The following is a 26,076-nucleotide window of genomic DNA, read 5'->3' on the forward strand; positions in this document are numbered from 1 at the left end:
ACCGCGTGACATGCCGCACCACCGTGGCCCCCGCTACCCGCGTTCGCCGGGGAGTCACCATGACCCTGCCTTGCCGAGTCGGCAACCCCGACCTGTGGTTCGCAGAGTCCCCGGCCCAGCTGGAAGAGGCTAAGGCGCTGTGCGCCAGCTGCCCGATCCGGCAGGGCTGCCTGTCGGCCGCCATCGATCGTGGCGAGCCCTGGGGTGTTTGGGGCGGTGAGATCTTCGACCAGGGTGTCGTGATCGCCCGCAAGCGTCCCCGTGGTCGCCCGCGCAAGATCGCGGCGGCATGAGAACCCCCGTAACGGGGGGATATGAAAAGAAGTACGAACCGGAACAACCCGCTTGCCTGACGGCAAGCGGGTTGTTTGCGTTATGGTGCGGTATGTTTCAGCTCGCGGTGCGGTATTCCTTGTAGCCGGGCACCCAGTCCTGCATGAGCTTCATGAACGGCAGTTCGGCATTGAGCTGGGCGCAGATGCCGATGGAGCCGCCCAGGACGCGGAAGATCATGACGTGCTCGGCCGGAAGCTGGAGCGCCCGAGCGGTTTTCATCATGTCCTGATTGGTGATGTCGGTGGCCTTGCCCGCCACGCGCTGCATCCACTTACGGGTGAAGTGGAAGGTCTCGGTGCGGATCGGATCGGTGAAGGGCCGCAGGTAGTCCTCGATCTCCTTGTGGCTCACCGCCTTACCGGGAATGACCCAGCCGTTGTCGTACATGAGCTTGGTCAGCTCGTCGTAGCGCTCCTCGACGCCGAGGGCCACCATCTGGCCGAGAATGGGTGGGAAACCATTCGGCAGTGGGGCGCAGGCGCCGTAGTCGATGACGGCGAGGCGGCCGTCCTCCAGATACATGAAGTTGCCCGGATGCGGATCGGCGTGCAACAGACCCGCGATGGCCGGTGAGCTGAAATGGAATTCGCCCATCAGCGCGGCCACCGCATTGCGTAGCTCGAAGGTGCCCTCCGGATCCTCCATACCGCGCTGGATGATCTTCGAGACCGGGGTGGCCTTGTCCAGCCATTCGGTCACGATGACCTTGGGCGCGCTGGCAACGACTTTCGGCACCAGGAAGCGCGGATGCCCGTCGAAGGCCTTGGCGAACTGACGCTGATGCCCGCCCTCGATGCGGTAGTCGAGCTCCTCCTCGGTGCGCTCGCTGATCTCGGCCAGAATCGGTTTGACGTCCGCGCTGGGAATCAGGGCGCCGATCATGCTCGCCATGCGATTGAGCGTCTTGAGATCGGCGCGCAGCGCCTCGTCCGCGCCCGGGTACTGCACCTTCACCGCGACAATGCGGCCGTCGGACCATTCCGCCTTGTGCACCTGCCCGATACTGGCCGAGGCGGTGGGCTCGTCGTCGAAATGCCGGAACCGTTGCCGGCAGCCGGTTCCCAGCTGCTGGTCGAGCTGGCGATGCACGGAGGCGGCGGGCATGGGCGGGGCCGCGGCCTGCAGTTTGGTCAGGGCCTCGCGGTAGTGCTCGCCGAACTCCTCGGGGACCGCCGCCTCCATGACCGACAGGGCCTGCCCGAACTTCATGGCGCCGCCCTTGAGCTCACCGAGGACCGCGAACAGTTGTTCCGCGGCCTTCTGATTGAGCTCCGCATTGATTTCCTGTTTGTCGCCCCCGGCAAGTTTGCGGCCGAACCCGACGGCCGCCCGCCCTGCGATGCCGAGTGGAATCTTGGCCAACTTGGCATTGCGGGAGGAGCGCTTGCTCACAATCTCTGACACGTTCCCATCATGCCGATGTCCCAGACGGTGCGGTAGGGGAATCGGGTGTTCTACCGGGTCAGGAGTGTGAGTGGGATCGGTCACAGTGGCCGGGTTCCGGCTATCTTCCGGCGCAATCGCAGCGCGGGTGCGGCATCCAGGGGCGGCGCTCGAGCTGGTGTGAATCGAGATTCAGCTCCAAGGTCGCGTTCAGGGTGGCGGGCGGTAGCGCGGCGCGGCCGTGGGCAATGCGCTCGATTTCGGTGAGCGCCAAGGCCGCAACGGTCGCGATGGCGGCGGGGGAGGCGTGGCCGACGCGGTCCAGCAGTTGCACGCTCAACTGTGGCCACGCCGGATCCCGATCGCAGCGGTGCAGATCGGCGCAGCGCAGGCAGCTGGTTTCGCCGGGCAGCACCAGCGGGCCGATGAGGCCGCGGCCGTCGCGCAGCCGGACCGATAGATGGGGGCGACGATCGCGCACGAGTTCGGCGACGAGGACCGGATCGGGCACCAGGGTATCGGCGAGGACGGTGAGCTCGGCCTGGGAACGGGTGGGGCGCAGCCCGATTCGGCGCAGGCCCGCGCCGAGCGCATCCGCGAGCGGACCGCGGCCGTGCACGCGCACCGTGCGCAGCAGCGGGTCCGGATCCGCGCTCGCCAGCAGGCCGGTGGCCGCCAGCTCGTCGAGCAGGTCGCCCGCCATATCGGCGCCGAAACCCAATTTCCGGGCCTGCCACAGGATTTGCGGGCGGGTCCGGCTACCGTCCAGCAGGCGCAGGAAGGCGGAGACCGGACCGGGTGCGGTGAGGATCCGCGCGTGCCCGGAGTTCCAGCCGAGCTGGACCGTGCCATCGGGGCGCAGCAGCACCGTGATTCGCGGATCGAGCAGCGGGCCGCGCGTGGACGCGAGTGTGGTCATTACCGCAGTATGCGTGCTCCCGACAATGCGAAAACCCGCGAAAACGCTGACTGATCAGCGCTTTCGCGGGTTGTCCACAAGCCGCACAGCGGGCTTGCCCGCAGCTCTGCTCGGAGGGTTCGCCCGAGGTCTTACGCGGAGGGCTTGTCCTCGTCGTCGCCCGGTTCCTCGGCCTTCTCCTTCTCCAGCCGCTCGCGCTCCACGGTCTCGGCGAGCTGCGCCAGCGGATCGTCGAAGGAGCTCGCGCCGCCGCCCAGCACCCCGTCGATGAAACCGGCGGGCGAATCCAGATCGGAGGAATCGGGCAGCAGATCCGGGTGCGCCCAGACGCCGTCGCGCTGCTCCGCCCCGGCGTCGGTGGTGAGTCGCCGCCACAGTGCCGCGGCCTCGCGCACCTTGCGCGGCCGCAGTTCCAGGCCGACCAGGGTGGCGAAGGTCTGCTCGGCCGGACCGCCGGTGGCGCGGCGGCGGCGCAGCGTCTCGGCCAGCGCGCCCGCACCGGGCAGCCGGTCGCCGACGGCGTCGGCCACCACGGTCTCCACCCAGCCCTCGATCAGGGCCAGCAGTGTCTCCAGGCGCTCCAGCGCGGCCTTCTGCTCCGGTGTGGTCTGCGGTTCGAAAGTGCCCTGGGAGAGCAGCTCTTCCAGCTTGGACGGATCCGCCAGCGCCATCGGGTCCAGGCCCTGGGCGGCCTGTTCGATGGCGGAGAAGTCCATCTTGATACCGCGCGCGTAATCCTCCACCGCGCCCAGCATCTGCGGCCGCAGCCACGGCACATGCGCGAACAGCCGCTGATGCGCGGCCTCGCGGGCGGCCAGGAAGACCATGATCTCGCTCTCGGGCTGCTCCAGGCCCTCGCTGAATTCGGAGATGGCCGTGGGCAAGAGCGCCGCGGTACCGGCCGGACCCAGCGGGAGACCGATATCGGTGGAGGTCAGCACCTCCTTGGCGAGCTGGCCCAGCGCCTGGCCCAGCTGCGAACCGAAGGCGAGCCCGCCCATCTGGCTCAGCATGCCCATCATCGGGGCCGCGAACTCCTTGGCCTCCTCGGGCAGGGTGGCGGTCCACATGCCCGAAACCTGCTGCGCCACCGGATCGCAGAGCCGCTTCCAGGTGGGCAGCGTCTCCTCGATCCAGTTATTGGCGGTCCAGGCCACGGTCTTGGTCGCACCGGCCGGGAAGGTGGTGGCGGCGTCCAGCCAGAGTTCGGCCAGGTGCGCGGCATCGGTGACGGCGCGCTGCGCGCCCTGGCTCACCGGCGTGACGCTGGCGCCGAGCTGCTGGCGGGCCAGTCGCTTGGCAATGTCGTAATTGACCGGACCGGCGGATGCGCCCGGCTGGCTCATGCTGGTGAACATCTGACCCAGCTGGGTCAGCATCTGACCCAGCTGCGAGGGATCGAATCCGCCACCGCCCGGACCACCCAGCCCGAACGGGTTGTTCGCACCGGAACCGCTGGACTGATCGCCGGGCTTGCGCTCCGGATCGTCGTCGCGATTCGAGAATCCGAACGGAAAGTCACTCATGTCATCTACGGTACTGGAGCCGCGCACCCAGCCCACCGGCGAGCGGAGCGCGGCAATCACGCACATCACCAGTACCCTTGCTGCCGTGACTCGCCGCATATTCACCCTGCTCGCCGCGCTGATCCCGATTCTGGTGCTCGGTCTCGTGGGCAGTGTCGTGACCGTTCCGTTCGTGGCGCTCGGACCTGGGCCGACCTTCAATACGCTGGGCGAAGTCAATGGAAAACAGGTGGTCGAGGTGCGGGATGTGCCGGTCGATCCGACCTCCGGCAATCTCAATATGACGACGGTCTCCGTTCGCGATCAGCTGAATATTTTCGAGGCATTGGGCTTGTGGCTGGACGGTGAGAACGGCCTCGTCCCGCGCGCCGAGGTGTATCCGCCCGGGGTTTCGCGTGACGAGATCGACAAATCCAATCAGCAGGAGTTCAAGGATTCCGAAGACAATGCGGAATTGGCGGCGCTGCATTATCTGAAGATGCCGACGGTGGTGCGCCTGCGCGCGGTCACCGAGGACGGTCCGGCCAAGGATGTGCTGCGGCAAGGCGACGAGCTCATCACCGTGGACGGCAAGCCCGTCACGACCACCAAGGATGTGGTGACGGCGGTGTCCTCGGCCAAACCGGGGGCCACGATTCCGGTGACGTTCCGCCGTGACGGCGTGGAACAGACCGCGGAGATCACCCTCGGCGCCCGCCCGGACGACGCCGAGAAGGGCTATCTGGGCATCACCCCGGGCGAATTTGCGGTGGGGCCGATTCAGGTCGACTTCAACCTGGCCGAAATCGGCGGTCCCTCGGCCGGACTCATGTTCACCCTGGCGCTGATCGACAAGCTGAGCCCCGGTGAACTGAGCGGCGGCAAGTTCGTGGCGGGCACCGGAACCATCGATCCCGACGGCAAGGTCGGCCCGATCGGCGGCATCCAGTACAAGATGATCGCCGCGCGCGAGGCGGGCGCCCAGACCTTCCTGATCCCGGCCGCCAACTGCAACGAGGCCAAGGCGCGCACCCCCGACGGCCTGCGCCTGGTGAAGGTCGAGAACCTCACCGGCGCAGTCGAAGCCCTGGACAACATCAATGCCGGTGAGGACGCGCCGTGCTGCGGTTAGAACTCGTCCGGATCGTTTTCCAGGGTGTGGCGCAGCGCCTCGACCAGATTGGGCGCGAGGTTCGGGGCGGTGCGCAGTTCCAGATCACCCCAGGGATCTTCCTCGTCCTCGGAGGGCCGAACCTGTAGCAGCGACAGCGAGGTGCCGTCGCGCAGCACGCCGACGAACAGCCGGGCATCGCGCCGCCCCGGATGAGTGACCGCGGCGCGGCGAGCGGCGCGATCGGCGGCCTCGCGATCGGCGAGCAAGGGCGCGATGGCATCGTCGAGGGCCGACTCGGCGGCGGGCGGCAGCACCACGATCTGCTGCACCAGCACGCAGCCCTCCACCGACGGCGGCCAACTGGTGGTAGCCAGGAATTCGTCGAGCGCCCTGGCATCGGCCTCACCGGCGATGTCCTCCGGGAACGGCTCCTGCGCAATGGGAGTCAGCGCGTCCCCGGCATCCACCTGATCCAGCAGCGACGGCTCCGCCGCGACCAGATCCGCGGTCGGGACCAGCGCGAACATCTGTGGCGGGCGATTCCAGCCCTCACCGTCGACATACTCCGCGACTTCGCGAATACAGCGATACAGGGCGGACGCGGCCCACTGCTCAGGGTTCACCGCTCAATCCTCGCACCGCCGCCGCGAGCAACCGATCGCGGGTGTTGGGCCCGACTCCGGGCGTTTTACGTAGAGTGGGGCGCGAACGGTCCAATGGGACCAACTCATCATCGGACTGCGGCGCGCCGGTCACTCCGGCAGCGCCGCCGGACCCTGGGAGAGTGGCATTGTGGGCATGCGCCCGTCGACAGGCTTACCTTCGCTGTCCCGCCGCAGTCGTGTGCTGTTGGTGACGGCCCTGGTGCTTGCGGCTCTATTACTCGTCGGGCCGCGTCTCGCCGACGCCTATACGAACTGGTTGTGGTTCGGGGAAGTGGGATTCCGCGGCGTCTACCACACGGTGTTGCTGACGCGGATCGTGCTGTTCCTCGTCGTCACGCTGGTGGTGGCGGCCATTATCTGGCTGGCGCTGCTGCTGGCGTATCGCTCGCGGCCGGTATTCGTGCCGGTGTCCGGGCCGGGCGATCCCATTGCCCGCTACCGCACCACCGCCATGAGCCACCTGCGGCTGTTCGGGCTCGGCATCCCGCTGCTCATCGGCGTGCTGTCCGGGCTGGTGGCGCAGTCGAGCTGGGTGACGGTGCAGCTGTTCCTGCACGGCGGCTCGTTCGGGGTGCAGGATCCGCAGTTCAATCTGGACGTCGGCTTCTACGCCTTCGATCTGCCCTTCTACCGCATGGTGCTGAACTGGCTGTTCGTCGCCGTCGTGATCGCGTTCTTCGCGAATCTGGTGACGCACTACGTCTTCGGCGGCGTGCGGCTGACCGGCCGCGAGGGCACGCTGAGCACCGCGGCGCGGGTGCAGCTGGCGGTGCTGGCCGGACTGTTCGTGCTGCTCAAGGCGATCGCGTACTGGTTCGACCGGTACGCGCTGCTGTCGAGCACGCGCAAGGAGCCGACCTTCACCGGCGGTTCCTACACCGATATCAACGCGGTGCTGCCCGCCAAGCTGATCCTGCTGTCCATCGCGGTCATCTGCGCGCTGGCGTTCTTCGCCGGAGTCGTACTGCGCGACTTGCGGATTCCGGCCATGGCGGCGGCGCTGCTGGTGCTGTCCTCGGTGCTGGTGGGCGCGGTGTGGCCGCTGCTGGTGGAGCAGTTCTCGGTGCGGCCCAACGCGGCCGACAAGGAGAGCGCGTACATCGAGCGCAATATCGAGGCGACTCGGGCGGCGTACGGGATCACCACCGACAAGGTGGAGTACATCGACTATCCGGGCACGGCGACCAAGGATCCGGTCACGCTGCCCGCGGACCGGTCGACCATCGAGAACATCCGCCTGCTCGACCCGAATCTGCTGCAGCCCACCTTCATTCAGCGCAACCTGCAGCTACGCAACTTCTACGGGTTCCCGGATCCGCTGGATATCGACCGGTACACCATCAATGGTGAGACCACCGATTTCATCGTGGCGGCACGCGAGCTCCAGCCGCAGAACCTGGCCGAGAACCAGAAGGACTGGATCAACCAGCACACCGTCTTCACCCACGGCAACGGGTTCGTCGCCTCCCCGGCGAACAAGGTGAACGTGGCCCCGCCCAAGGATCCGTCCAAGGCGCAGGAGACCGCGGGCACCGATACCGGCGGCGGCTACGGCTACCCGGTCTTCGAGGTGCCGGGCCCGAACAATACGACGCTGAGCACGGTCAGTGATCTGGGCACTCCGGCGGACAAGCAGGCCATCAAGGTCACCCAGCCGCGCATCTACTACGGCGAGCTCATCTCCAAGTCGGACTCCGACTACGCCATTGTCGGCGGCAACAACCAGGCGCCGCGCGAATACGACACCGACACTTCGCAGTACACCTACACGGGTGCGGGCGGCGTGCCGATCGGCAACTGGTTCAACCGGTTCGCGTTCGCGGCCAAGTACGCCGAGCGGAACATCCTGTTCTCCGGCGCCATCGGACCCGATTCGAAGATCATCTTCAATCGCAATCCGCGCGAACGCGTCGAGCATGTGGCCCCGTGGCTGACCCCCGACGGCGATACCTACCCGGCCGTGGTGGACGGGCGCATCGTGTGGATCGTGGACGCCTACACCACCCTCGACAACTTCCCGTACGCCCAGCACACCTCGCTGGACGGCGTGATCGAGGACAGCATCGACCAGACCACCGGGCGGCTGCTGCCGCGCAAGGAGGTCTCCTACATCCGAAACTCGGTGAAGGCCATCGTCGATGCCTACGACGGCTCCGTGAAGCTGTACGAGGTCGACAAGAACGATCCGGTGCTGCAGGCCTGGATGGGCGTGTTCCCGGATGCGGTCGAGCCGGAGAGCGAGATCAGCCCGGATCTGCGCGCGCACTTCCGCTACCCGGAGGATCTGTTCAAGGTGCAGCGCGAGATGCTGGCGAAGTACCACGTGGACGATCCGCGAGAGTTCTTCACCAACAACGCCTTCTGGTCGGTCTCCAACGACCCGACCCAGGAGGGCGCGGCCGCCGGGGCGCATCAGCCGCCGTACTACGTGCTGCTGGGCGATCCCAAGACCGGTAAGCCGTCGTTCAATCTGACCAGCGTCATGGTCGGCTACAAGCGGAACTTCCTGTCGGCCTACATCCAGGCCGCCTCGGATCCGGAGAACTACGGCAAGATCACCGTCTACAAACTGCCCGCCGATTCGCAAACGCCGGGTCCCGGCCAGACACAGACATCGATGACCACCTCCGATGAAGTGTCCCGCGACCGGAACCTGCTCACCGGCGGCAATGTCAACAAGATCAGGTACGGCAACTTGCTGACCCTCCCGGTCGGCGACGGCGGCATCCTCTATATCGAGCCCTGGTATCTGGAACGCAATACCGGCGGCACCAATGCCCCGTCCTACCCGCAGCTGGTCAAGGTCCTGGCCAGCTACCGCGACAAGGTCGGCTACGGCTCCACCGTCGAGGAAGCCCTGAACAAGGTCCTCCCCGGCAGCGGCAGCGCCGCCACCACCCAGCCCAACCAGCAGGGCACCACCCCGCCGAACCAGGGCACGACCCCACCCGAACAAGGCACGGTCACCCCGCCCACCATCGGCCGGGACGCCGCGGTCAAACAGATCGACGACGCCCTGCGCGCGGTCACGGACGCCCAGAAGTCCGGTGACCTGGGCGCACTGGGCAAGGCGCTCGAACAGCTCCAAGTAGCCGTCGACGCCTACGAGAAGGCAGGCGGCTGACGCCCCTTGAAACCAAAAGGCGCTGCCGTCTCCGTTGACGGCAGCGCCTTTTGCTTCTCCCGGTATGAGGAAGGAGTCTGTGGTGGGTCAGCGACCCCAGGATTCGATGAGCGCGGCGTTCTGCTCCAGCACCTGCTGGTACTGCGCCTGCACGCCGAACTGCTCGGCGTAATCCCCGGCCACCTGCTTGGCCTGGTCGATGAGCGCCTGGCGCTCGTTGGGCAGCGGGGCGGGCGCCACGGGAACGACCTCGGGCTCGGGCGCGGGTTCGGGCTCGGAAACGCCCGCGCGCAGGTACTGTCCGCAGTGCGGCCAGGCGCCGACGCCCTGGGTGGCGAGCACATTCTCGGCCACGCGGATCTGCTCTTCCTTGCTGGCATTGCTGGCCAGCCCGGTGCCGCCATTGGCGGTCCAGGTGCCGTGCGAGAACTGCAGCCCGCCGTAGTAGCCATTGCCGGTGTTGATGCCCCAGTTGCCGCCGCTCTCACACTGGGCGACGCCGTCCCAGTCGTGCGTCGGCGCGGCCGAAGCGGTCGCTGTGAAGCCGAACGGGACGGCAACAAGGGCGCCGGTGACGGCCGCGAGGCCGAGGACGCGGGTGTTGATCTTCCGGTTCTGTTTCATGTGGTGTCCCTCCCTGCACCCACCGGCCCCGGCGCCGATTGCTGCGCCGTGTCCCTGTCCTCAGGACTCGGGGTACCCGACCGCGGGACAGGGTCTCCGGTGCGCGGCGGTTCAGGTCGGAGCCCATCACAGGTTTGATCCGGGCCGCTCCTGACGATAACGATCAAATCTCGGCAGATCACGTCTTGATAACTTCGTAATTGCATGAAGCGCATAACCGTAAAAATACCGTTGATGCAGGTTGGCTATGCTGCATTTCGAAATTTTAAATGGTCTGTTATGCACTCGTGATGTGACCCAACTCACCATTAATTTGTGAGGTGGGTCACGTTTTCAATCCCCATGGACGGTCAACGCGCGCGCTAGCCCCTCGATCCGGGCCTCGCACCCCGCCTGACTCGCCCCACGCCCCGCCCGCCCACTCCCCAATGCGGGCATTAACACCCTCGAATACGCATCTGAACTGCCGATTTGGTGCATCTACGCAGCCGTGTGTAGTGTTGTCTTCACCGACGCGGGGTGGAGCAGCTCGGTAGCTCGCTGGGCTCATAACCCAGAGGTCGCAGGTTCAAATCCTGTCCCCGCTACTACGGGAAGTGGCCCGGAATCATCTGATTCCGGGCCACTTTCGCATTGATGGGGTGAGTTCACCGGATCCGGCTAGGCTGAGCGGCTATGCGCTTGGCGAAGGCTCTCGATCCCACCGAGTGCTGGATCGCCGCCGAGCGGTACCTGGGTGGGGGTACCCGTGGCTACAGTCGGTTCGCCGGGGTGTCCGAGGTCTCGGCGGAATACGATCCGCAGGGCGACTCGGAGTTGTTTCGGGTGCGGAGCGTGTGTGTGCCCGCGTCGCTGGGGCGAATGCTGAGAAGCGGGATCGCGTCGGAATTGCCGGAGTTGTACCTGGATGGCGATCGCTTGGTCCTGCCCGTTCATCCGGACACGACGACGCTGCCGGGGCTGGTCGGGCGCGAAGAACTACTGGCATGTGCGCCGGGGCCGACCTTCGACGTGGTGCCGTTGGCGAATGCGCGGACCGTGTTCGTGCGGGCCATCGACGGGGTTCCGGTGCGACCGCACCAACTCAAACTGCACTACCCGCGCCGTATTTCCCGCTTCACCCGGCGCATGCGCGCGCCCAGGATCGAGCTGGAGCTGTGGGTGGCGGGTGAACTCGCCGCGACCGGCGCCCCGATGCTCGCCGATGTGTGCGGCGGGATATTCGGATCGGGCAGTGACGCATGGGGATTCATCGTCCGGGAGGCGCCGGAACTGTGCGCTGACCGCTATACGGTTCCGCTTTTCGCCCTGTACGGCACCGACATTCACGCACCCGACGACCCGACTCTGCTCGAGCAGCTGGTCGATATCAGCGGCGAGCCCGCGCAGGACTTCATTATCGACCGCATCATCGTGCCGATGATCGACCTGTGGGTGCGCGCGGCCCTCGAATCGGGCTGCCTGCTGGAACCGCACGGCCAGAACACCCTCTTCCGCTTCACCGCGGACGGCTCCCAAACCGAACTGCGCTACCGCGATTGCGATGTGTTCATCGACCCCGCCGTCCGCGCGCGGCGCGGGCTGAACCGCGCACTGCCGCCCGTCAACGTCATCGGCAGCGACGTGGACATGCCCGCATCACACCTCGCCAGCCTGGTCTATGACAGCTCGATGGGCCATCACGCCCTCGACTACCTCGCGGCACTCGCCGAACGGCGCTGGCACGTGGATCCCGAGGCGCTGCGCAAGGCCGCGCGGTCGGCCTTCCACACCGCGATCGGCACCGACCCGTACGTCCTGTTACCCGCCACCACTTACTACTACGACGATCATGCCGCGCCTGGCACGTGGGCGCTGGTCGACACCGGTAACCCGCCACGCTGGCGATGAGGAGGCGGGATCGCGGTTACGGGGGGTTCGGGCGGGTACTCGCGCCGTGAAACCGTATGCGGGTTAGGCGATCGAGGGATTCGCTATGACGGAAAGCCAATGGAAGTTACGGATCGATGCGCGCCGAGCCATCAAGGAAGGGGCCGGTGGGATCTTCCGCAGGCAGCGGGATCGGCTGGGGGAGCAGGTGGCGTTCGCGCGGGCTCATTCGCCGTATTACCGGGAGGCCTATCGGGATGTGCCGGGGCGGGTGCGGGATTCGGCGGTATTGCCGGTGACGGACAAGAAGGGGTTGATGGCTCGGTTCGATGACTGGGCCACGGATCGGGAGGTCACGCTGGCGGCGGTGCAGGCGTTCGTCGATGATCCCGCGCTGGTCGGGCAGCGGTTCCTCGGGCGGTATCTCGTGGGCACCACCAGCGGGGCCAGTGGCAATCGGGGTTTGTTCGTTCAGGATGATCGGGAGTTGAACGTGCAGACCGTCATCGCCGGGCGCGGATATGCGGCTTCGCTGCGGCCGGGGGATTATTTTCGGATCCTGGCGAAGGGTGTTCGTGTCGCGCAGTTGGTGGCGACCGGCGGGCATTACATCGGGAACGCCGGATTCGTGCGTGTGACGGCGGACAGCTGGTGGCGGCGCAAGGTGATCCGATCGATGTCGGTGCATCGGCCGCTGCCCGAATTGGTCGCCGCCCTACAGGAATTCGACCCCGCCATGATGGTCGGCTACGCCAGCATGATCAAGGTGCTCGCCGACGAGCAGGCCGACGGGCGGCTGCGCATTCATCCCGTGCTCGTCGCGCCCGCCGGTGAAACCATGACGAGCGGCGACCTCGAACGGATGGCCTCGGCATTCCACGCCAAGGTCCACACCGTCTACGCCGCAACCGAATGCACCTACCTGACCTACGGCTGCTCGCACGGCTGGTACCACGTGAACAGCGACTGGGCGATCGCCGAACCGGTGGATGCCGACTACCGGCCGACCCCGCCCGGCGAGTGGTCGCATACGGTCCTGATCACCGATCTCGCCAATCGGGTCCAGCCGATCCTGCGCTACGACATCCAGGACCGGGTACTGTTCAATCCCGACCCGTGCCCGTGCGGCAGTCCCCTTCCGGCGCTCCGGGTGCAGGGCCGCTCCGGCGACACGCTCACGGTCCCGACAGCCACGGGCGAACAGCGCACCCTCACACCCCTGGCCGTGGCCACCCTGTTCGACCGCACACCGGGCATCGAGCTGTTCCAAGTCGTGCAAACCAAACCGGACACGCTTCGAGTGCGCTTGCGCGCGACCGGAGCCGTCGACTCCGACCACGTATGGCGGATGGTACGTGCGGAGCTCACGCACTTGCTGGTCGACGACGACCTCGCCAACGTCACCGTCGAACGCGCCGAGGAACCGCCGGAACGAGCGCCCGGCGGCAAGTACCGCACGGTTATCCCATTGCCCGCGTAGCGCTCTCGCCCACGGAGGGTTCCTCGGCGGTCAGCCGGGCGGCATTGGCGGCTCGGTCGTCGGCGGCTTGCTGGGCGGCGCGTTCGGCCTCGACTCGACGGGTGTAGTGGCGGACCTCCGCCTGCTCGCGCTCGGCGTCCCAGCCGAGGAGCGGCGCTGCCAGCGCGGCCGTCTCCGCCGCGGCCGCGAGTCCGCGGTCGGGTTGGTCGATGGAGATCCTGGTTCGGCGGACCAGGATGTCGCCCAGGCGAAGTGCGCCCTCGCGGGTGACCGCGTAGACCACCTCGGCCCGCAGGTAGTCGGGTGCTCCGGTGAGCGGTTCGGCCAGGTCCGGGCGCTCGGCAATGAGGTCGAACAGTTCGGTGACCAGCGCGCCGTAACGGCGTAGCAGGTGCTCGAGGGGCGCCGGGGCGAGCCCGGTGCGGGCCGCGAGACCGGCGCGGTCGAGCCACATTTCGTGATATCCGAGCACCCCGAGGAGCGGGATGTGTTCGGTCAGGGATTTCGGGGCGGCGCGGCCGAAGCCGCGGACTGCGGCGTCGACGACGTCGGCGGCCATGACCCGGTAGGTGGTGTACTTGCCGCCCGCGATGACGAACAGTCCGGGGGCGGGCTCGGCAACCGCGTGTTCCCTGGAGAGCTGGGCGGTTTCGGCGGATTCTCCGGCCAGCAGGGGACGCAGGCCCGCGTAGACGCCCTCGATATCGGCGGGGGTCAGGGGGTCCGCGAGGAAGGTGTTGACGCGGGCGAGCAGATAGTCGATATCGGCGCGGCTCACGGCGGGGTGGGCGCGGTCGAGAGACCAGTCGGTATCGGTGGTGCCGATGATCCAGTGCCGGTCCCACGGAATGACGAACAGGACGCTCTTCTCGGTACGCATGATCAGCCCGGTCCCGAGGTCGAGCCGGGCGCGGGGGACGAGCAGATGGACGCCCTTGGACATGCGGACGGTGAATGGTGCGGGCACACCGGCGATTTCGTGCATCTCGTCGGTCCACACGCCGGTCGCGCCGATCACCCGCCGGGCTGCCACGGTGAGTTCTGCGCCGGTCTCCGCGTCGCGCACCACGGCACCCGTGACCCGCCCCTCACTGCGGGTCAGTTCGATGACTCGCGCTCCGGTGAGCACGGTGGCTCCGTACCGGGCGGCGGTGCGGGCCAGTGTCATGGTGTGGCGTGCGTCGTCGACCTGCGCCTCGTGGAACGAGATTCCGCCGACCAAGGATCGGGGGTCCAGTCCGGGAGCCGTGCGCAGGACGCCCGCGCGGGACAGATGACGGTGCGGCGGCAGCTGTTTGGTCCGGCCGATCAGGTCGTAGAGCAGGACCCCGGCCCCGGCGTAGCCGCGCTCCCAGACCCGGTGCCGCAGCGGGAAGAGCAGCGGCACCGGGCGCACCAGGTGCGGAGCGAGCTTGTTCAGCAGCAGTTTTCGTTCCTTCAGGGCCTCGAAGACCAGCTTGAAGTCGAGCTGCTCCAGATATCGCAGGCCACCGTGGATCAATTTGCTGGACCTGCTGGAGGTGCCCGCGCCCCAATCCCGCGCCTCCACCAGGGCTACCGAGAATCCGCGCGACGCGGCATCGAGCGCGGCGCCCGCCCCGACCACGCCACCGCCGATGACCAGCACATCGAACTCCTCGGTGGCGAGCTTCCGCAGCGCGGTCCGGCGATAGTCCGGGCCGAGACGTGGGGCGGGCATTGCGTGTTCTCCTTAGGTAGCCGGGATGGGGTGCTCGGGGCGGAAGGTCAGTCCTCGACCCAGTCGAAGGTCTTGGTGACGGCCTTCTTCCAGTTGTGGAACTCGAGTTCCCGGCGGGCCTCGTCCAGGTCCGGCTGCCAGCGCTTGTCCTCGGCCCAGTTGGTCCGGATGGCGTCCTCGTTCTCCCAGAAGCCGACGGCCAGACCGGCCGCGTAGGCCGCGCCGAGCGCGGTGGTCTCCGCGACGACCGGGCGAATGACCTCGACGCCGAGGATGTCGGCCTGGAACTGCATGAGCAGTTCGTTGACGACCATGCCGCCGTCCACCTTGAGCGAGGTCAGTGCGACACCGGAGTCGGCGTTCATGGCCTCGATGACCTCGCGGGTCTGGAAGGCGGTGGCCTCCAGGACGGCTCGCGCGAGATGGCCCTTGTTCACGAAGCGGGTCAGCCCGAGAATCGCGCCGCGGGCATCGGAGCGCCAGTACGGTGCGAACAGTCCCGAGAAGGCGGGCACGAAGTACGCGCCGCCATTGTCCTCGACGGACCGCGCATGCTCCTCGATCTCGGCCGCCGAGCCGATCATGCCGAGATTGTCACGCAGCCACTGCACCAGTGAACCGGTCACGGCGATGGCGCCCTCCAGTGCGTAGACCGGCTTGGCGTCGCCGAGCTTGTAGCACACCGTGGTCAGCAGGCCGTTATTGGAGAGCACCTTGTCGGTACCGGTATTGAGCAGCACGAAATTGCCGGTGCCGTAGGTGTTCTTGGCTTCACCGGGCGACAGACAGGCCTGGCCGAAGGTGGCGGCCTGCTGATCGCCGAGAATGCCCGAGATGGGCACACCGGCCAGCGCGCCGCGGGCGCGCACCGAGCCGTAAACCTCGGAGGACGAACGGATATCGGGGAGCAGGGACAGCGGCACCGTCATCTCCGCCGCGATCTCGGCATCCCACTGCAGCGTCTCCAGGTCCATGAGCAGCGTGCGCGAGGCATTGGTCGGATCGGTGGCGTGCACGCCGCCGTCCGTGCCGCCGGTCATATTCCACAGGATCCAGGTGTCCATATTGCCGAAGGCCAGCTCGCCCGCCTCGGCGCGCTCCCGGGCGCCCTCGACATTGTCGAGGATCCACTTGATCTTCGGACCGGAGAAGTACGTCGCCAGAGGCAATCCGGTCTTGTCCCGATAGCGCTCCTGCCCGCCGCCGAGCTGACCCAGCTCGTCGGCGATGCGGTCGGTCCGGGTGTCCTGCCACACGATGGCGTTGTAGACCGGCTCCCCGGTGGCGCGATCCCAGACGACGGTGGTCTCACGCTGGTTGGTGATGCCGACCGCGGCGATATCGGCGGCGGTGAGATCGCCCTTGGCCAGTGCGCCCGCGACCACCGCGCGGGTGTTCTCCCAGATCTCGGCCGGATCGTGTTCCACCCATCCGGCGCGCGGGAAGATCTGGGTGTGCTCGCGCTGGTCGACCGCGATGACCGTGCCCGCGTGGTCGAAGATCATGGCGCGGGTCGAGGTGGTGCCCTGGTCGATCGCTGCGACGTATCGTGACATGGGGAGTTGCTCCTTTGGCGAAACTTGTTGGTGCTGGCCGTGATTCGATCAGAAAATAAGCTGTGAGACGAGACCGGCCGCCACGCCGCCGATAATCGGGCCCACCACCGGGACCCAGGAGTAGGCCCAGTCGCTGGATGCGGCCTCGGGCTCGGGGGCCGGTTCGGCGGCCGTGCCCAGGCTCGCGGAGTACGCGCGCGCCGGTTGGGTGCGGCGCAGCGGCAGTACCGCGTGCGCGATGCGCGGGCCGAGGTCGCGGGCCGGGTTGATGGCATAGCCAGTCGGGCCGCCGATCGAGGCGCCGAGGCCGACCACCAGCAGCGCGACCGCGAGCGGGCCGAGTCCGGAGGGCGTCTTGCCGAACGAGAGCACCACCAGGACCAGGACGAAGGTGGCGATCGCCTCGGTGGTCAGATTCCAGCCGTAGTTGCGAATGGCCGGACCGGTCGCGAAGACGGCCAGTTTCTTACCGGCGTCCGTCTCGGCGTCGAAATGCGTCTTGTACGTCAGGTAGGTCAGGCACGCGCCCAGGAAGGCGCCGAGTAGCTGCCCGGCCACGTAGACCACGGTCGATCCGAACGAGATCGCGACGCCCGGCGCGTACTCGTCGGCTCCGCTGGCCAGAATCCCCAGCGTCACCGCGGGATTGAGGTGGGCGCCGGATTTGAAGGCGACGTAGACGCCCGCCATCACGGCGAATCCCCAGCCGAAATTGATCAGGAGCCAGCCTCCGTCGGCTCCCTTGGACTTCACCAGCAGCACATTGGCCACCACTCCGCCGCCGAGCAGGATCAGCACGCCCGTGCCGAACACCTCGCTGACGAAAACCTCTGCGAGACCCACGATTTCTCCCATCGTTCCGTGGGGCGGTCCGCGCGGTTGCACCGGGGACCTCGGAAAGTGACCGGGACATTACGGTGACGTTTCACACACCCTCAATCACCCGCGTTCGACAATGCCGAACACCCCTCGTGGCGGGGCCTCTATACCGCGCGTACGCTCCGACGCACTATGGCCCAGATCACACTCGAGAAAACGCAGGTCACGACGACGGCGCAGGTCGGGCGGCGAAAGCCGTTTCGCGTTCGACATTGTCGGACCCGCTCGGTGAAATACGTTGTCCGCTATGCCAGGCCCGGTGCAGTCGATCGAGCGTGCGGGCGCGATCCTCCAGCTGATCGCCCGCAGCTCCACAGGTCTCGGCATCGGCGATATCGCCAATTCGCTCGACCTCGCCAAGGGCACCGCGCACGGCATTCTGCGGACATTGCAGGCCATGGGCTTCGTCGAACAGGACCGCACCGGCGGTAAATACCGGCTCGGCCCCGCCCTGCGGCAGTTGGGCACGGGGTACCTCGACGCCAACGAACTCCGTTCCCGGGCGATCAACTGGGCTGACGGGCTCGCGGCGCGCAGCGGTGAGGCCGTCCGGATCGGCACGGCCCTCGGGGACCGGGTTCTCGTGGTGCACCACGTATTCCGGCCGGACGACACCCCGCAGACCCTCGATGTCGGTGCGTCGCTGCCGCTGCACGCCACCGCGCTCGGCAAGATCCTGCTGGCGTACGACAGTGCGCTGGCGGCCCGCATCCACACTGTGAAACTCAAGTCGCTGACCCGCCTGACCGTGACCGATCCGGCACTGCTCACCCGGTCGCTGGCCGAGGTCCGCGAGAACGCGTGGGCCGGTGAGTACGGCGAGCTGGCGCCCGGCGAGGCGAGCATCGCGGCCTCGATCCGCTCGCACGGCGGCCTCGTGGTCGGTGCGATCGGCATCTCCGGAGCCGCCGAGAGGCTCTTCCCGACCGGCAGGCAACCCGACCCGGCGCTGCTGGGGTACGTGCGCGACGCCGCCCGCGCCGTATCGCGAGACCTGGTCGAAGACAGGTAATTCCGGGGTCCCGGCCGACCCCGACACGCTCTACCGCTCTACAGCTCTACCGCAGAAAGGCGCGCCCGATGACGCAGCGCTTTGTCATGGCCATCGATCAGGGAACAACCTCGACCCGCTGCATAGTGTTCGACTCCGCCGGACGGCTGGTCTCGGTGGCGCAGCGCGAACACCAGCACTATTTCCCCAAACCGGGCTGGGCCGAGCAGGACGCCATGGAGATCTGGCGCAATGTCGATCGCATCATTCCCCGCGCGCTGCGCGACGGGGGTATCGCCCGCGAGCAGATCGTGGCGCTCGGCATCACCAATCAACGCGAGACCAGCGTCGTCTGGGACCGGCCCACCGGAATCCCGGTGGGCAAGGCCATTGTGTGGCAGGACGTGCGCACCGCGGACCTGGTGCGCACCCTGAGTGATCGGCCCGACGCCCACCGCGTGCTCGAGCTGAGCGGGCTGCCCCTGGGCACCTACTTCTCCGCGCCCAAACTGCGCTGGCTGCTCGACTCCGTCCCCGGATTGCGGGCCCGCGCCGAACGCGGCGATGTCCTGTTCGGCACCATGGAGACCTGGTTGATCTGGAATCTGACCGGCGGTGTGGACGGCGGCATTCACCTCACCGATGTCACCAATGCCAGCCGGACGCTGCTGATGAACCTCGAGACGCTCGACTGGGACCGGGAGCTGTTGTCCTTCTTCGATATTCCCGCGGCCATGCTCCTGGAGATTCGCTCGTCCAGTGAAATCTACGGCGTCACCCGCCGCGTGGCGCCCGGTATCACCATTGCCGCGGCGCTCGGCGATCAGCAGGCCGCGCTGTTCGGGCAGACCTGCTTCTCCCGCGGGGACACCAAATGCACCTATGGCACGGGCGGTTTCCTGCTCATGAATACCGGCCGGACGCCGGTCCGATCAACACACGGACTGCTCACGACCGTCGGCTATCGCATCGGCGATGCCCCGGCCATGTACGCGCTGGAAGGATCCATCGCCGTCACGGGCTCGCTGGTGCAGTGGTTCCGCGACGGTCTCGGATTGATCTCCAGCGCACCGGAAATCGAAACCCTCGCGCGCACCGTGGACGACAATGGCGGCTGCTATATCGTGCCCGCGTTCTCCGGGCTGTTCGCGCCGCACTGGCGCAGCGAGGCCCGGGGCATCATTGTCGGGCTCACCTCCTATGTCACCAAGGGCCATCTGGCCCGGGCCGTGCTGGAGGCCACCGCGTGGCAGACCCGCGAGGTCGTCGACGCCATGAACGCCGACTCCCGGCTCCAGGCCACGGCACTCAAGGTGGACGGCGGTATGACCACCGACCATCTGCTCATGCAGTTCGTCGCCGATGTCCTCGACGTTCCGGTCAAGCGCCCCATGGTCGTCGAGACCGTCTCCCTCGGCGCCGCCTACGCCGCCGGACTGGCCGTGGGCTACTGGGCCGACCTCGAGGTCCTGCGCCGCAACTGGCACCGCGCGGCCGAATGGCAGCCGCAGGCCGATGCCGAACACGTGAAGGCCGAGTACATCAACTGGAAGCGCGCGGTGGAACTCACCTTCGGCTGGTCTCAGCCTCCGGGGTAGGCCGCCGGTCTTACAGCGCCTGAATCCCTTTCAGGACCGCGCGGAGCACCGACAGGTCATCGGCGGAACTCGCATCGGTGGCGGGAGAGCGGAAGTCGAGGACGCCGTCACCGATGAGATCCCCGACCAGGATCTTGGTCGCGGTGATCGGCAGGCGGAGCCGAGCGGCGATCTCGGCCACCGAGAGCGGCGAGCGAGTCAGCTCCACAATGGCCGCGTATTCGGGTTCGTGACGGCGCAGCCTGCCGAAGCTCGAGGTCACGACCCGGGTGACCATGTCCACATCGGTGCGGCGGGTTCCGGAACGGCCACGCGTCACCGCGTAGAGCCGCACCACCGGGCCCGCGTCCTCGTCGTACCACGACTCTGGTGAATCGTTCATGAGTACTCGGGTTGGGCCGGAATTCGGTTATGCCGCACGGGATCCGCCATACCCGCCTCAAGGGCGGCGGTGGTGAGAGCTCGCGGGATCAGCACGATGGCCTTCACGCCGCCGTAGTCGGACTCCGTGAGCCGCACCGTAATGCCGTGGCGGGCCGCCAGTTTCGCGACCACGAACAACCCGAGCCGGATATCTCCGGACAGGGTCGCGACGCTGAAATCCGGTGGCTGCGCCAGTAGTGCGTTGCGGGCGGCCATATCCTCCTCCGTCATGCCGAGGCCCTGATCGGAGATCTCGAGGGCGATGCCCTTGCCGACCGGACCGCCGGTGACCTCGACGGGTGATTCCGGCGGGGAGAACGCGGAGGCATTGTCGGCCAGTTCCGCCAGGAGATGGATGATATCGGTGACGGCGGATCCGACGATCTGCGTCTCCGGCAGCTTCCGGACGTGAATTCTGGTGTAGTCCAGTGATTCCGCGGCCGCACCGCGCACCACATCGACCAGCGGCACCGGATTGCGCCACTTCCGTCCCGGCTGTTCGCCGCCGAGCACGATGAGGTTCTCGGAATTGCGCCGGGCCCGGGTCGCCAGGTGGTCGAGCTGGAACAGCAGTTTCAGCCGCTCCGGTTCCGGTTCCTCCCGCTCGGCCTTGTCGAGCAGGGCCAGCTGGCGGTGCACCACGCCCTGGGACCGGTGGGCGATCTTCACGAATACGGCGTTCACGCCCGCCCGGGTCTTGGCCTCGGCCACCGCCGCATCCACCGCGGCCCGGTGCGCGCGGTTGAAAGCGTCGGCGACGTGGCCGATTTCGTCGGCTCCGAAATCCAATTGGTCGGCGTCCTGATCCAATTCCTCGCCCGCCGAGAGCCTGCGAATGGTGTCCGGCAGTCGTTCATCGGCCAGTTCGAGGGTTTCCCGGCGGAGTCGGCGCAGGCGTGCGATGAACTTGTTGGCCAGCACCAGCGCACCGAGGAAGGCCAGCAGTGCGAGCGTGAGAATGCCCGCTCCGGCGGTCAGCGAGTTCCGGTTCAGCCGATTGCCCTGTGCGGTCGCCTCGAAATGCGCGTCGACGCTCTGGGCCTCCCACAGGCCCAGCAGATCGCCCCGGACCTTTCCCGCGACCTGCTGCCATTCGGTAAGCGTCAGGGGCAGCGGATCGGCGGATTCGCCGGAAGCCCGACTGCCGGTGGCGGTTGCGGCGACCGGGCCGCGCTTGATGATCGCGTTCTCCATGGCGCGCAGCCGCTGCCACTCCGAGCTGGTGGTGATCGCCTTCCATTGCTCGAGGTGCTCACCCTGCAGCGCCGATCCGATGTAGGCCACCTCACCGCGTCCGTCGCCGATGTATCCGGCCAGCTCCACCAGCAGTTCCGGTGACAGCTGCCCGGTGAGCATGACCAGTGAACCCAAACCGCTGGTCCGCGAGATGGATTCGGCGGCCCGCAGCGCGTGGACCGACTTGTACAGCTCGACCGCGATATGGTAATCCGGCGCGACGTCCGCCGAGATCAGCCAGCCGTTGATAATGGCCGCGACCGCCATGCTGTAGGCGGTGAACGCGTCCGCCGCCGGAATCGTGCGGGCATCGATGGCGGCCCGCAGCGCGGGCACCTTCTGACCGACGCCGACCCGGAAGAAGCCTTCCTTCAGATCGGGTCGCAGTTCCGACAGTGCGTTGGCCTGGGCCACCACCGCCGCGTATCCGGCATCGGATTGCTTGCGCGCCGCGGGCAAGGCGAACCCCGCCGAATCGTCACCGGCCAGGAACAACAGGGAGAGCCTGCGCTCCTCCTGGAACGCCTCGATCATCATGATGGACGGCCCGGAGGTGCCGCGCGCCAGTTCGGCGAACCGATTGGCCTCGCGCCCGCTCTGCACCAGATAGGTGGATCCGCCGACCCCGATCGCGAGCAACACGATACTCGGAATGAGCACGATGACCAGCACTCTGGTCCGGACGCTGACAACCCGCCGCCACCGTGCCGAGGTCATATGGAGTAATTTGCTGCCGATCACCGAATTCTCGCCTACTCACAGATCTGGCTACCCGCCAGCGGTTCTCGCAAAGCTAGTCACTGAAACGCCACCCCCGCAACACTTTCGCAGATTACGGTCGTGAGCCCGGCCGGACCGGGTTCGCGAATCTCGGCTCGAGAAACGTTACTGAGTGCTATGTAATGTATGTGGATGCTCATGAAATTCCGGCTCGATTGCCGGAGGGATTCGATGTGACAGATCCGGGGCTGTGGGCGCGGCGGATACCGGACCGGGAGCTGGCGGAGCTGCGGGCGGTCGCACCGGTGTGGTGGAACCCGCAGTCGACGGCGGTCGGCGGGTTCGCGGATACGGGATTCTGGGTGGTGAGCAGGCATGCCGACGTCAAGGAGGTCTCGCGGCGCAACGATCTGTTCTCCAGTTACGAGAACACGGCTATTCCACGGTATTCCGACGATATGACGCGCGAATAGGTTGAGCTGCAGCGGCTGTCGATGATCAATATGGATGATCCGGAGCACGGGCGGATGCGGAGGGTGATCTCGAAGGGGTTCACGCCGCGGGCCGTGAACGGGTTGCGGGAGCGACTTTCCGAGCGCGCCAAGGACATTGTCGAGCGTGCGGCGGCGGCCGGGTCGAGGGACTTCGTCACCCAGGTGGCGTGTGAGTTGCCATTGCAGGCCATTGCGGAACTGCTCGGGGTGCCGCAGGACGATCGGCGGCGGTTGTTCCGGTGGTCGAACGAGGTGACCGGATACGACGATCCGGAGTACGCGCACATCGATCCCGTCGCCGCGGCGACCGAGATTCTCGGGTACGCCTGGAATATGGCCGAGCAGCGGCGGGCGTGCCCGGCGGGGGACATCGTGACCGAGTTGGTGCATGCCGATATCGACGGGGAGGCACTGACTTCGGAGGAGTTCGGGTTCTTCGTCATGCTGCTGGCGGTGGCGGGCAACGAGACCACCCGCAATGCCATCACCCACGGGATGATCGCGTTCCTGGATCATCCCGAGCAGTGGGAGCTGTTCAAGCGCGAGCGGCCGCGGACCGCGGCGGACGAGATCATCCGGTGGGCGACGCCGGTCAGCGCGTTCCAGCGGACCGCCGTGGCCGATACCGAACTCGGCGGGGTGACCATCCGCACGGGGGATCGGGTGGTCATGGCGTATCGGTCGGCGAACTTCGACGAAGAGGTCTTCGCCGATCCGTTCACCTTCGACATCCGGCGCGACCCCAATCCGCATCTGTCCTTCGGCGGTACGGGCGCGCATTACTGCGTCGGCGCGAATCTGGCGCGGCTGGAGGTCGAATTGATCTTCGATGCGATTGCCGACCACCTGCCCGATATGGCCCGGCTGGGTGATCCGCGGCGGCTACGATCCGGATGGCTCAATGGCATCAAGGAGTTTCGGGTGGATTACCGGACCGGGCGATGAAGGTCGACCTGCAACTGGACGAACGGCTGGAGGACGCCGCCGAGCGGGCCCGCGCCCTGGTCGGGCTCGGCGCCGACGGGCTGTTCACCTTCGAGGGGCCCAATGACGTATTCCTGCCGCTGGCGCTGGCATCCCAGGCGGTCACGGCGGATCTGATGACCAATATCGCCGTCGCGCTGCCGCGCAGTCCGCTGCATCTGGCGCATCTCGCCCACGATCTGCACACCCTCAGCCGGGAGCGGTTCCGGCTCGGCCTGGGGTCACAGGTCAAGGCGCACATCGAAAGACGGTACGGCAGTGCGTGGTCCGACCCGGTCGGCCGGATGCGCGAGACCGTGCTGGCGGTCAATGCCATCTTCGATACGTGGGAAGGCCGCGCCCCCTTGCGATTCGAGGGCCGGTACACGGAACACACCTTGATGCCGAAGATGTTCGACCCGGGCCCGAATCCGTACGGGCGGCCCGAGATCTGTCTGGGCGCGCTGGGGCCGCGCATGACGCGCATGGCCGCCGAAGTCGCCGACGGACTGCTGGTGATGCCGTTCAACAGCGCCGAGCATTTTCGTGAACGGACTCTTCCGGCCGTGGCGGACGGGCTGGCGCGCGCCGGTCGGGAACCCGCGCGGCTACGGATCTATCCGCAGGTCATCGTCGGCGTCGGCCGGACGCCGGAGGAATTGGAATCCGCCGCGCGCGGGGTGCGGGGGCTGCTGGCGTTCTACGGCTCGACCGCGGCGTACCGGCCCGTACTGGAGGTCGAAGGCCGCGCCGAGCTGCAACCCGAACTCGCCGCACTGGCCCGGCGCGGCGCCTACGCCGAGATGACCGCGCTGATCGACGACAAATTATTGGATACGCTGGCGGTGTACGGCACACCCGAGCAGTGCGCCGCAACGATTCTCGACCGTTTCTGCGAGCATGCGGATCGGGTGTGCTGCTACTTCCCGGGATACGACGTGCGCGATGAGCACATCGCGGACCTGATCCGGTTACTGCATGCGGCACAACCGATGTCGCCGCAGCGCCCCTGATTCGCGCGGTCTCAGGCTCGGGGGTGCAGCGCCATGGCGTGGAGTGCGTCCGCCAGCTTCTCGGCGAAGCCGTCGCGTACATCACCGCCACGGGCAAGTGCATGGAAAGTCGTTGTACCGGAGAGGATTTCGAACATCACCTCGGGATCGGCCCCGGCCGGGATCTGCCCGTCGGCGACCGCGTCGGCGAGCAGCGCGGCGAATGCCTCGCGGATCGGCGCGCCGATGGCCAGCAGCCGCTGGCGGGCCTCCTCGGTCTGGGAATCCGCCAGCAGGCCCGGGACGCCCGCGCGGGCGGCGGGGCTGGCCGCGCGCGCCAGGAAGATCTGCGCCCAGGTGCGCAGATCCGCGCGCAGATCGCCGGTCGGCTCCGGTAGCTCGTGCCCGCCCGGACCGTGCACCGCCTCTTCGAGCGGGGCCTCGCGGGTGGGCCAGCGGCGGTAGATGGCGGGGGTGTTGACCCCGGCCCGCCGGGCGATGGCGACCACGGTGGCCTGTCGATATCCGACCTCGGCCAGTAGCTTTCGCGCCGCCACGAGCACCGCCAGGTCCTTGTCGCCGTCACGAGGGCGTCCGGGCCGGGGTCGTTGGGCTGCGGTCATCGCTGCATCGTACGACCGTGCGCGGGGATCGACGGTTCCCGCCATTCGGTGCTCAATCGCGCCGACCATCGCGGCGGCCGCCGTTCGAGGAATGCCCGAACCCCTTCCGCGGCATCCGGACTTCCCATCACCAGCCGGTGCAGTTCGGTCTCGAGTTCCTCGACCTCCTCCGGGCCGAGATTGTGGCGCGCGGTATCCCACAACGCGCGCTTGCACAGGGCAGCGGACATCGGTGCCACATGCGTGGCCATATCGCGCGCCAGCTCCAGCGCGGCCGGGAGCACCTCCGCGGCGGGCAGTGCGAGGCTCGCCAATCCGAGCTGGACCGCCCGCGCCGCATCGAAAGTGCGTCCGGTCAGCATGATTTCGGCGGCGGCCGCCATCCCGGCCACCCGCGGCAGCGTCCAATGCGACATCGCGTCGGGTAACACCCCGAGCCGCACTTGCCGGACGGCGTAGTCGGACTCGGTGGCCATGATCCGAATATCGGCTTGCAGCGCCAGGGTCAGTCCGATGCCGATGGCGTGCCCATTGATGGCGGCGATCACCGGCTTGCGCAGCGCGAAGGCAGGCGGATGCACGGGGGAGGCGCTGAACCCGGGACTGTCCGCGGCTCGGAAGGTTTCGTCCCGGCCGGACAGGTCGGCGCCCGCGCAGAACGCCGGTGGCGCCCCGGTCAGCACGATCACCCGGACCGCGTCGTCGCTGTCCAAGGTGCGATAGTGCTCACCCAGCGCCCTGCCCATATCCGCGGTGAACGCATTGCGCCGCTCCGGCCGATTGAGCGTCAGCACCGCGACTCCGCGATCCACCTCGAGCAGCACCGCGCTCATGGAGCGCCTCCCCATCACCGAGAACAATTACGTTATGCAGTGTAATGAAA

20 protein-coding genes, 1 tRNA gene and 1 pseudogene are annotated in these 26,076 nt (G+C 67.3%); 10 read left to right on the plus strand and 12 right to left on the minus strand.

Translation table 11 applies throughout. The annotated features are described in order from the left end of the window. Positions 1 to 59: 59 nt before the first annotated feature. Complete coding sequence (locus NC4_RS09455) at positions 60 to 293, plus strand: WhiB family transcriptional regulator (RefSeq protein ID WP_084528866.1); 234 nt, start codon at positions 60 to 62, stop codon at positions 291 to 293. A gap of 97 nt (positions 294 to 390) precedes the next feature. Here the strand turns inward: NC4_RS09455 and NC4_RS09460 are convergent, their stop codons facing one another. The 3 genes from NC4_RS09460 to NC4_RS09470 form a co-directional block, all read right to left on the minus strand. Next, entirely contained in the window at positions 391 to 1,740 is a 1,350-nt protein-coding gene (locus NC4_RS09460) for an ABC1 kinase family protein (protein WP_067535091.1), read from the minus strand. A gap of 100 nt (positions 1,741 to 1,840) precedes the next feature. After that, positions 1,841 to 2,638 (minus strand): TOMM precursor leader peptide-binding protein, encoded by a 798-nt coding sequence (locus NC4_RS09465; RefSeq protein WP_067535093.1) that lies wholly within the window; start codon positions 2,636 to 2,638, stop codon positions 1,841 to 1,843. A 131-nt stretch (positions 2,639 to 2,769) separates the two neighbouring features. Then, a complete protein-coding gene (locus NC4_RS09470) occupies positions 2,770 to 4,164 on the minus strand; it encodes a zinc-dependent metalloprotease (RefSeq protein WP_067535096.1) in 1,395 nt (464 codons plus the stop codon). Between the two features lie 85 nt (positions 4,165 to 4,249). Between NC4_RS09470 and NC4_RS09475 the strand changes: the two genes are divergently transcribed. Beyond that, positions 4,250 to 5,275 carry a YlbL family protein gene (locus NC4_RS09475; protein ID WP_218020967.1) on the plus strand — a complete coding sequence of 342 codons (1,026 nt, stop codon included), beginning with the start codon at positions 4,250 to 4,252 and terminating at the stop codon, positions 5,273 to 5,275. Here NC4_RS09475 and NC4_RS09480 read toward each other — a convergent pair. After that, complete coding sequence (locus NC4_RS09480) at positions 5,272 to 5,880, minus strand: PPA1309 family protein (protein WP_067535099.1); 609 nt, start codon at positions 5,878 to 5,880, stop codon at positions 5,272 to 5,274. The two genes, NC4_RS09475 and NC4_RS09480, sit on opposite strands and share 4 nt — an antisense overlap. Before the next feature lie 169 nt (positions 5,881 to 6,049). Here NC4_RS09480 and NC4_RS09485 point away from each other — a divergent pair, with 169 nt between their 5' ends. Then, positions 6,050 to 9,046 (plus strand): UPF0182 family protein, encoded by a 2,997-nt coding sequence (locus tag NC4_RS09485; RefSeq protein ID WP_067535102.1) that lies wholly within the window; start codon positions 6,050 to 6,052, stop codon positions 9,044 to 9,046. Positions 9,047 to 9,133: 87 nt separating this feature from the next. On the opposite strand, the gene NC4_RS09490 is transcribed toward NC4_RS09485, so the two are convergent. After that, positions 9,134 to 9,670: a transglycosylase family protein gene (locus NC4_RS09490; RefSeq protein WP_067535105.1), complete on the minus strand. Its 537-nt coding sequence runs from the start codon at positions 9,668 to 9,670 to the stop codon at positions 9,134 to 9,136. A 513-nt stretch (positions 9,671 to 10,183) separates the two neighbouring features. On the opposite strand from NC4_RS09490, the gene NC4_RS09495 reads away from it, so the two are divergent. From NC4_RS09495 to NC4_RS09505, 3 genes are all read left to right on the plus strand, one after another. Next, positions 10,184 to 10,257: transfer RNA gene (locus NC4_RS09495), tRNA-Met, on the plus strand. An 88-nt stretch (positions 10,258 to 10,345) separates the two neighbouring features. Then, a complete protein-coding gene (locus NC4_RS09500) occupies positions 10,346 to 11,560 on the plus strand; it encodes an IucA/IucC family siderophore biosynthesis protein (RefSeq protein WP_067535108.1) in 1,215 nt (404 codons plus the stop codon). A gap of 85 nt (positions 11,561 to 11,645) precedes the next feature. Next, the gene (locus tag NC4_RS09505; protein WP_067535111.1) at positions 11,646 to 13,019 is read left to right on the plus strand and encodes a CoF synthetase; all 1,374 of its coding nucleotides are present in this window, start codon (positions 11,646 to 11,648) and stop codon (positions 13,017 to 13,019) included. Here the strand turns inward: NC4_RS09505 and NC4_RS09510 are convergent. Genes NC4_RS09510 through NC4_RS09520 form a run of 3 tightly spaced genes read right to left on the minus strand, consistent with a single transcriptional unit; the run spans position 13,000 to position 17,117 of the window. Further along, positions 13,000 to 14,718: a glycerol-3-phosphate dehydrogenase/oxidase gene (locus NC4_RS09510; RefSeq protein ID WP_067535113.1), complete on the minus strand. Its 1,719-nt coding sequence runs from the start codon at positions 14,716 to 14,718 to the stop codon at positions 13,000 to 13,002. The genes NC4_RS09505 and NC4_RS09510 overlap by 20 nt on opposite strands. 47 nt (positions 14,719 to 14,765) lie before the next feature. Beyond that, positions 14,766 to 16,274 carry a glycerol kinase GlpK gene (gene glpK / locus NC4_RS09515; protein ID WP_067535115.1) on the minus strand — a complete coding sequence of 503 codons (1,509 nt, stop codon included), beginning with the start codon at positions 16,272 to 16,274 and terminating at the stop codon, positions 14,766 to 14,768. 48 nt (positions 16,275 to 16,322) lie between these two features. Then, a complete protein-coding gene (locus NC4_RS09520) occupies positions 16,323 to 17,117 on the minus strand; it encodes an MIP/aquaporin family protein (protein WP_369690710.1) in 795 nt (264 codons plus the stop codon). A gap of 283 nt (positions 17,118 to 17,400) precedes the next feature. On the opposite strand from NC4_RS09520, the gene NC4_RS09525 reads away from it, so the two are divergent. Continuing rightward, positions 17,401 to 18,165 carry an IclR family transcriptional regulator gene (locus NC4_RS09525; protein WP_067535121.1) on the plus strand — a complete coding sequence of 255 codons (765 nt, stop codon included), beginning with the start codon at positions 17,401 to 17,403 and terminating at the stop codon, positions 18,163 to 18,165. A 68-nt stretch (positions 18,166 to 18,233) separates the two neighbouring features. Beyond that, a complete protein-coding gene (glpK, locus tag NC4_RS09530; RefSeq protein WP_067535124.1) occupies positions 18,234 to 19,742 on the plus strand; it encodes a glycerol kinase GlpK in 1,509 nt (502 codons plus the stop codon). Positions 19,743 to 19,752: 10 nt separating this feature from the next. On the opposite strand, the gene NC4_RS09535 is transcribed toward glpK (NC4_RS09530), so the two are convergent. After that, positions 19,753 to 20,124 carry a DUF742 domain-containing protein gene (locus NC4_RS09535; protein ID WP_067535127.1) on the minus strand — a complete coding sequence of 124 codons (372 nt, stop codon included), beginning with the start codon at positions 20,122 to 20,124 and terminating at the stop codon, positions 19,753 to 19,755. Next, on the minus strand, positions 20,121 to 22,118 hold the full coding sequence (locus NC4_RS09540) for a sensor histidine kinase (RefSeq protein WP_084528736.1): 1,998 nt from the start codon (positions 22,116 to 22,118) through the stop codon (positions 20,121 to 20,123). Before NC4_RS09540 ends, NC4_RS09535 begins: the two co-directional genes overlap by 4 nt. Before the next feature lie 185 nt (positions 22,119 to 22,303). Between NC4_RS09540 and NC4_RS09545 the strand changes: the two are divergent. Both NC4_RS09545 and NC4_RS09550 read left to right on the plus strand, forming a co-directional pair. Continuing rightward, positions 22,304 to 23,560 (plus strand): annotated as a pseudogene (locus tag NC4_RS09545) (cytochrome P450). Beyond that, positions 23,557 to 24,591, plus strand: a complete 1,035-nt coding sequence (locus NC4_RS09550) for a TIGR03617 family F420-dependent LLM class oxidoreductase (RefSeq protein ID WP_067535132.1) — start codon at positions 23,557 to 23,559, stop codon at positions 24,589 to 24,591. Before NC4_RS09545 ends, NC4_RS09550 begins: the two are co-directional and overlap by 4 nt. 11 nt (positions 24,592 to 24,602) lie before the next feature. Here NC4_RS09550 and NC4_RS09555 read toward each other — a convergent pair whose 3' ends face one another. Continuing rightward, positions 24,603 to 25,193, minus strand: coding sequence for a TetR/AcrR family transcriptional regulator (locus NC4_RS09555; protein WP_067535135.1), 591 nt, complete (start codon positions 25,191 to 25,193; stop codon positions 24,603 to 24,605). After that, on the minus strand, positions 25,190 to 26,026 hold the full coding sequence (locus tag NC4_RS09560; RefSeq protein WP_067535138.1) for an enoyl-CoA hydratase/isomerase family protein: 837 nt from the start codon (positions 26,024 to 26,026) through the stop codon (positions 25,190 to 25,192). The genes NC4_RS09555 and NC4_RS09560 overlap by 4 nt, the downstream gene beginning before the upstream one ends. Between the last annotated feature and the right edge of the window lie 50 nt (positions 26,027 to 26,076).

This window comes from Nocardia crassostreae (assembly GCF_001613405.1).
GTDB classification, from domain to species: Bacteria; Actinomycetota; Actinomycetes; order Mycobacteriales; family Mycobacteriaceae; genus Nocardia; species Nocardia crassostreae.

Coding starts and splice junctions, on each gene's coding strand:
- NC4_RS09510 (WP_067535113.1), bottom strand. CDS start 14,718: ATGCCCGCCCCACGTCTCGGCCCGGACTATCGCCGGACCGCGCTGCGG.
- NC4_RS09540 (WP_084528736.1), bottom strand. CDS start 22,118: ATGACCTCGGCACGGTGGCGGCGGGTTGTCAGCGTCCGGACCAGAGTG.
- NC4_RS09560 (WP_067535138.1), bottom strand. CDS start 26,026: ATGAGCGCGGTGCTGCTCGAGGTGGATCGCGGAGTCGCGGTGCTGACG.
- NC4_RS09505 (WP_067535111.1), top strand. CDS start 11,646: ATGACGGAAAGCCAATGGAAGTTACGGATCGATGCGCGCCGAGCCATC.
- NC4_RS09500 (WP_067535108.1), top strand. CDS start 10,346: ATGCGCTTGGCGAAGGCTCTCGATCCCACCGAGTGCTGGATCGCCGCC.
- NC4_RS09455 (WP_084528866.1), top strand. CDS start 60: ATGACCCTGCCTTGCCGAGTCGGCAACCCCGACCTGTGGTTCGCAGAG.
- NC4_RS09555 (WP_067535135.1), bottom strand. CDS start 25,193: ATGACCGCAGCCCAACGACCCCGGCCCGGACGCCCTCGTGACGGCGAC.
- NC4_RS09550 (WP_067535132.1), top strand. CDS start 23,557: ATGAAGGTCGACCTGCAACTGGACGAACGGCTGGAGGACGCCGCCGAG.
- NC4_RS09470 (WP_067535096.1), bottom strand. CDS start 4,164: ATGAGTGACTTTCCGTTCGGATTCTCGAATCGCGACGACGATCCGGAG.
- NC4_RS09525 (WP_067535121.1), top strand. CDS start 17,401: ATGCCAGGCCCGGTGCAGTCGATCGAGCGTGCGGGCGCGATCCTCCAG.
- glpK (WP_067535124.1), top strand. CDS start 18,234: ATGACGCAGCGCTTTGTCATGGCCATCGATCAGGGAACAACCTCGACC.
- NC4_RS09535 (WP_067535127.1), bottom strand. CDS start 20,124: ATGAACGATTCACCAGAGTCGTGGTACGACGAGGACGCGGGCCCGGTG.
- glpK (WP_067535115.1), bottom strand. CDS start 16,274: ATGTCACGATACGTCGCAGCGATCGACCAGGGCACCACCTCGACCCGC.
- NC4_RS09465 (WP_067535093.1), bottom strand. CDS start 2,638: ATGACCACACTCGCGTCCACGCGCGGCCCGCTGCTCGATCCGCGAATC.
- NC4_RS09490 (WP_067535105.1), bottom strand. CDS start 9,670: ATGAAACAGAACCGGAAGATCAACACCCGCGTCCTCGGCCTCGCGGCC.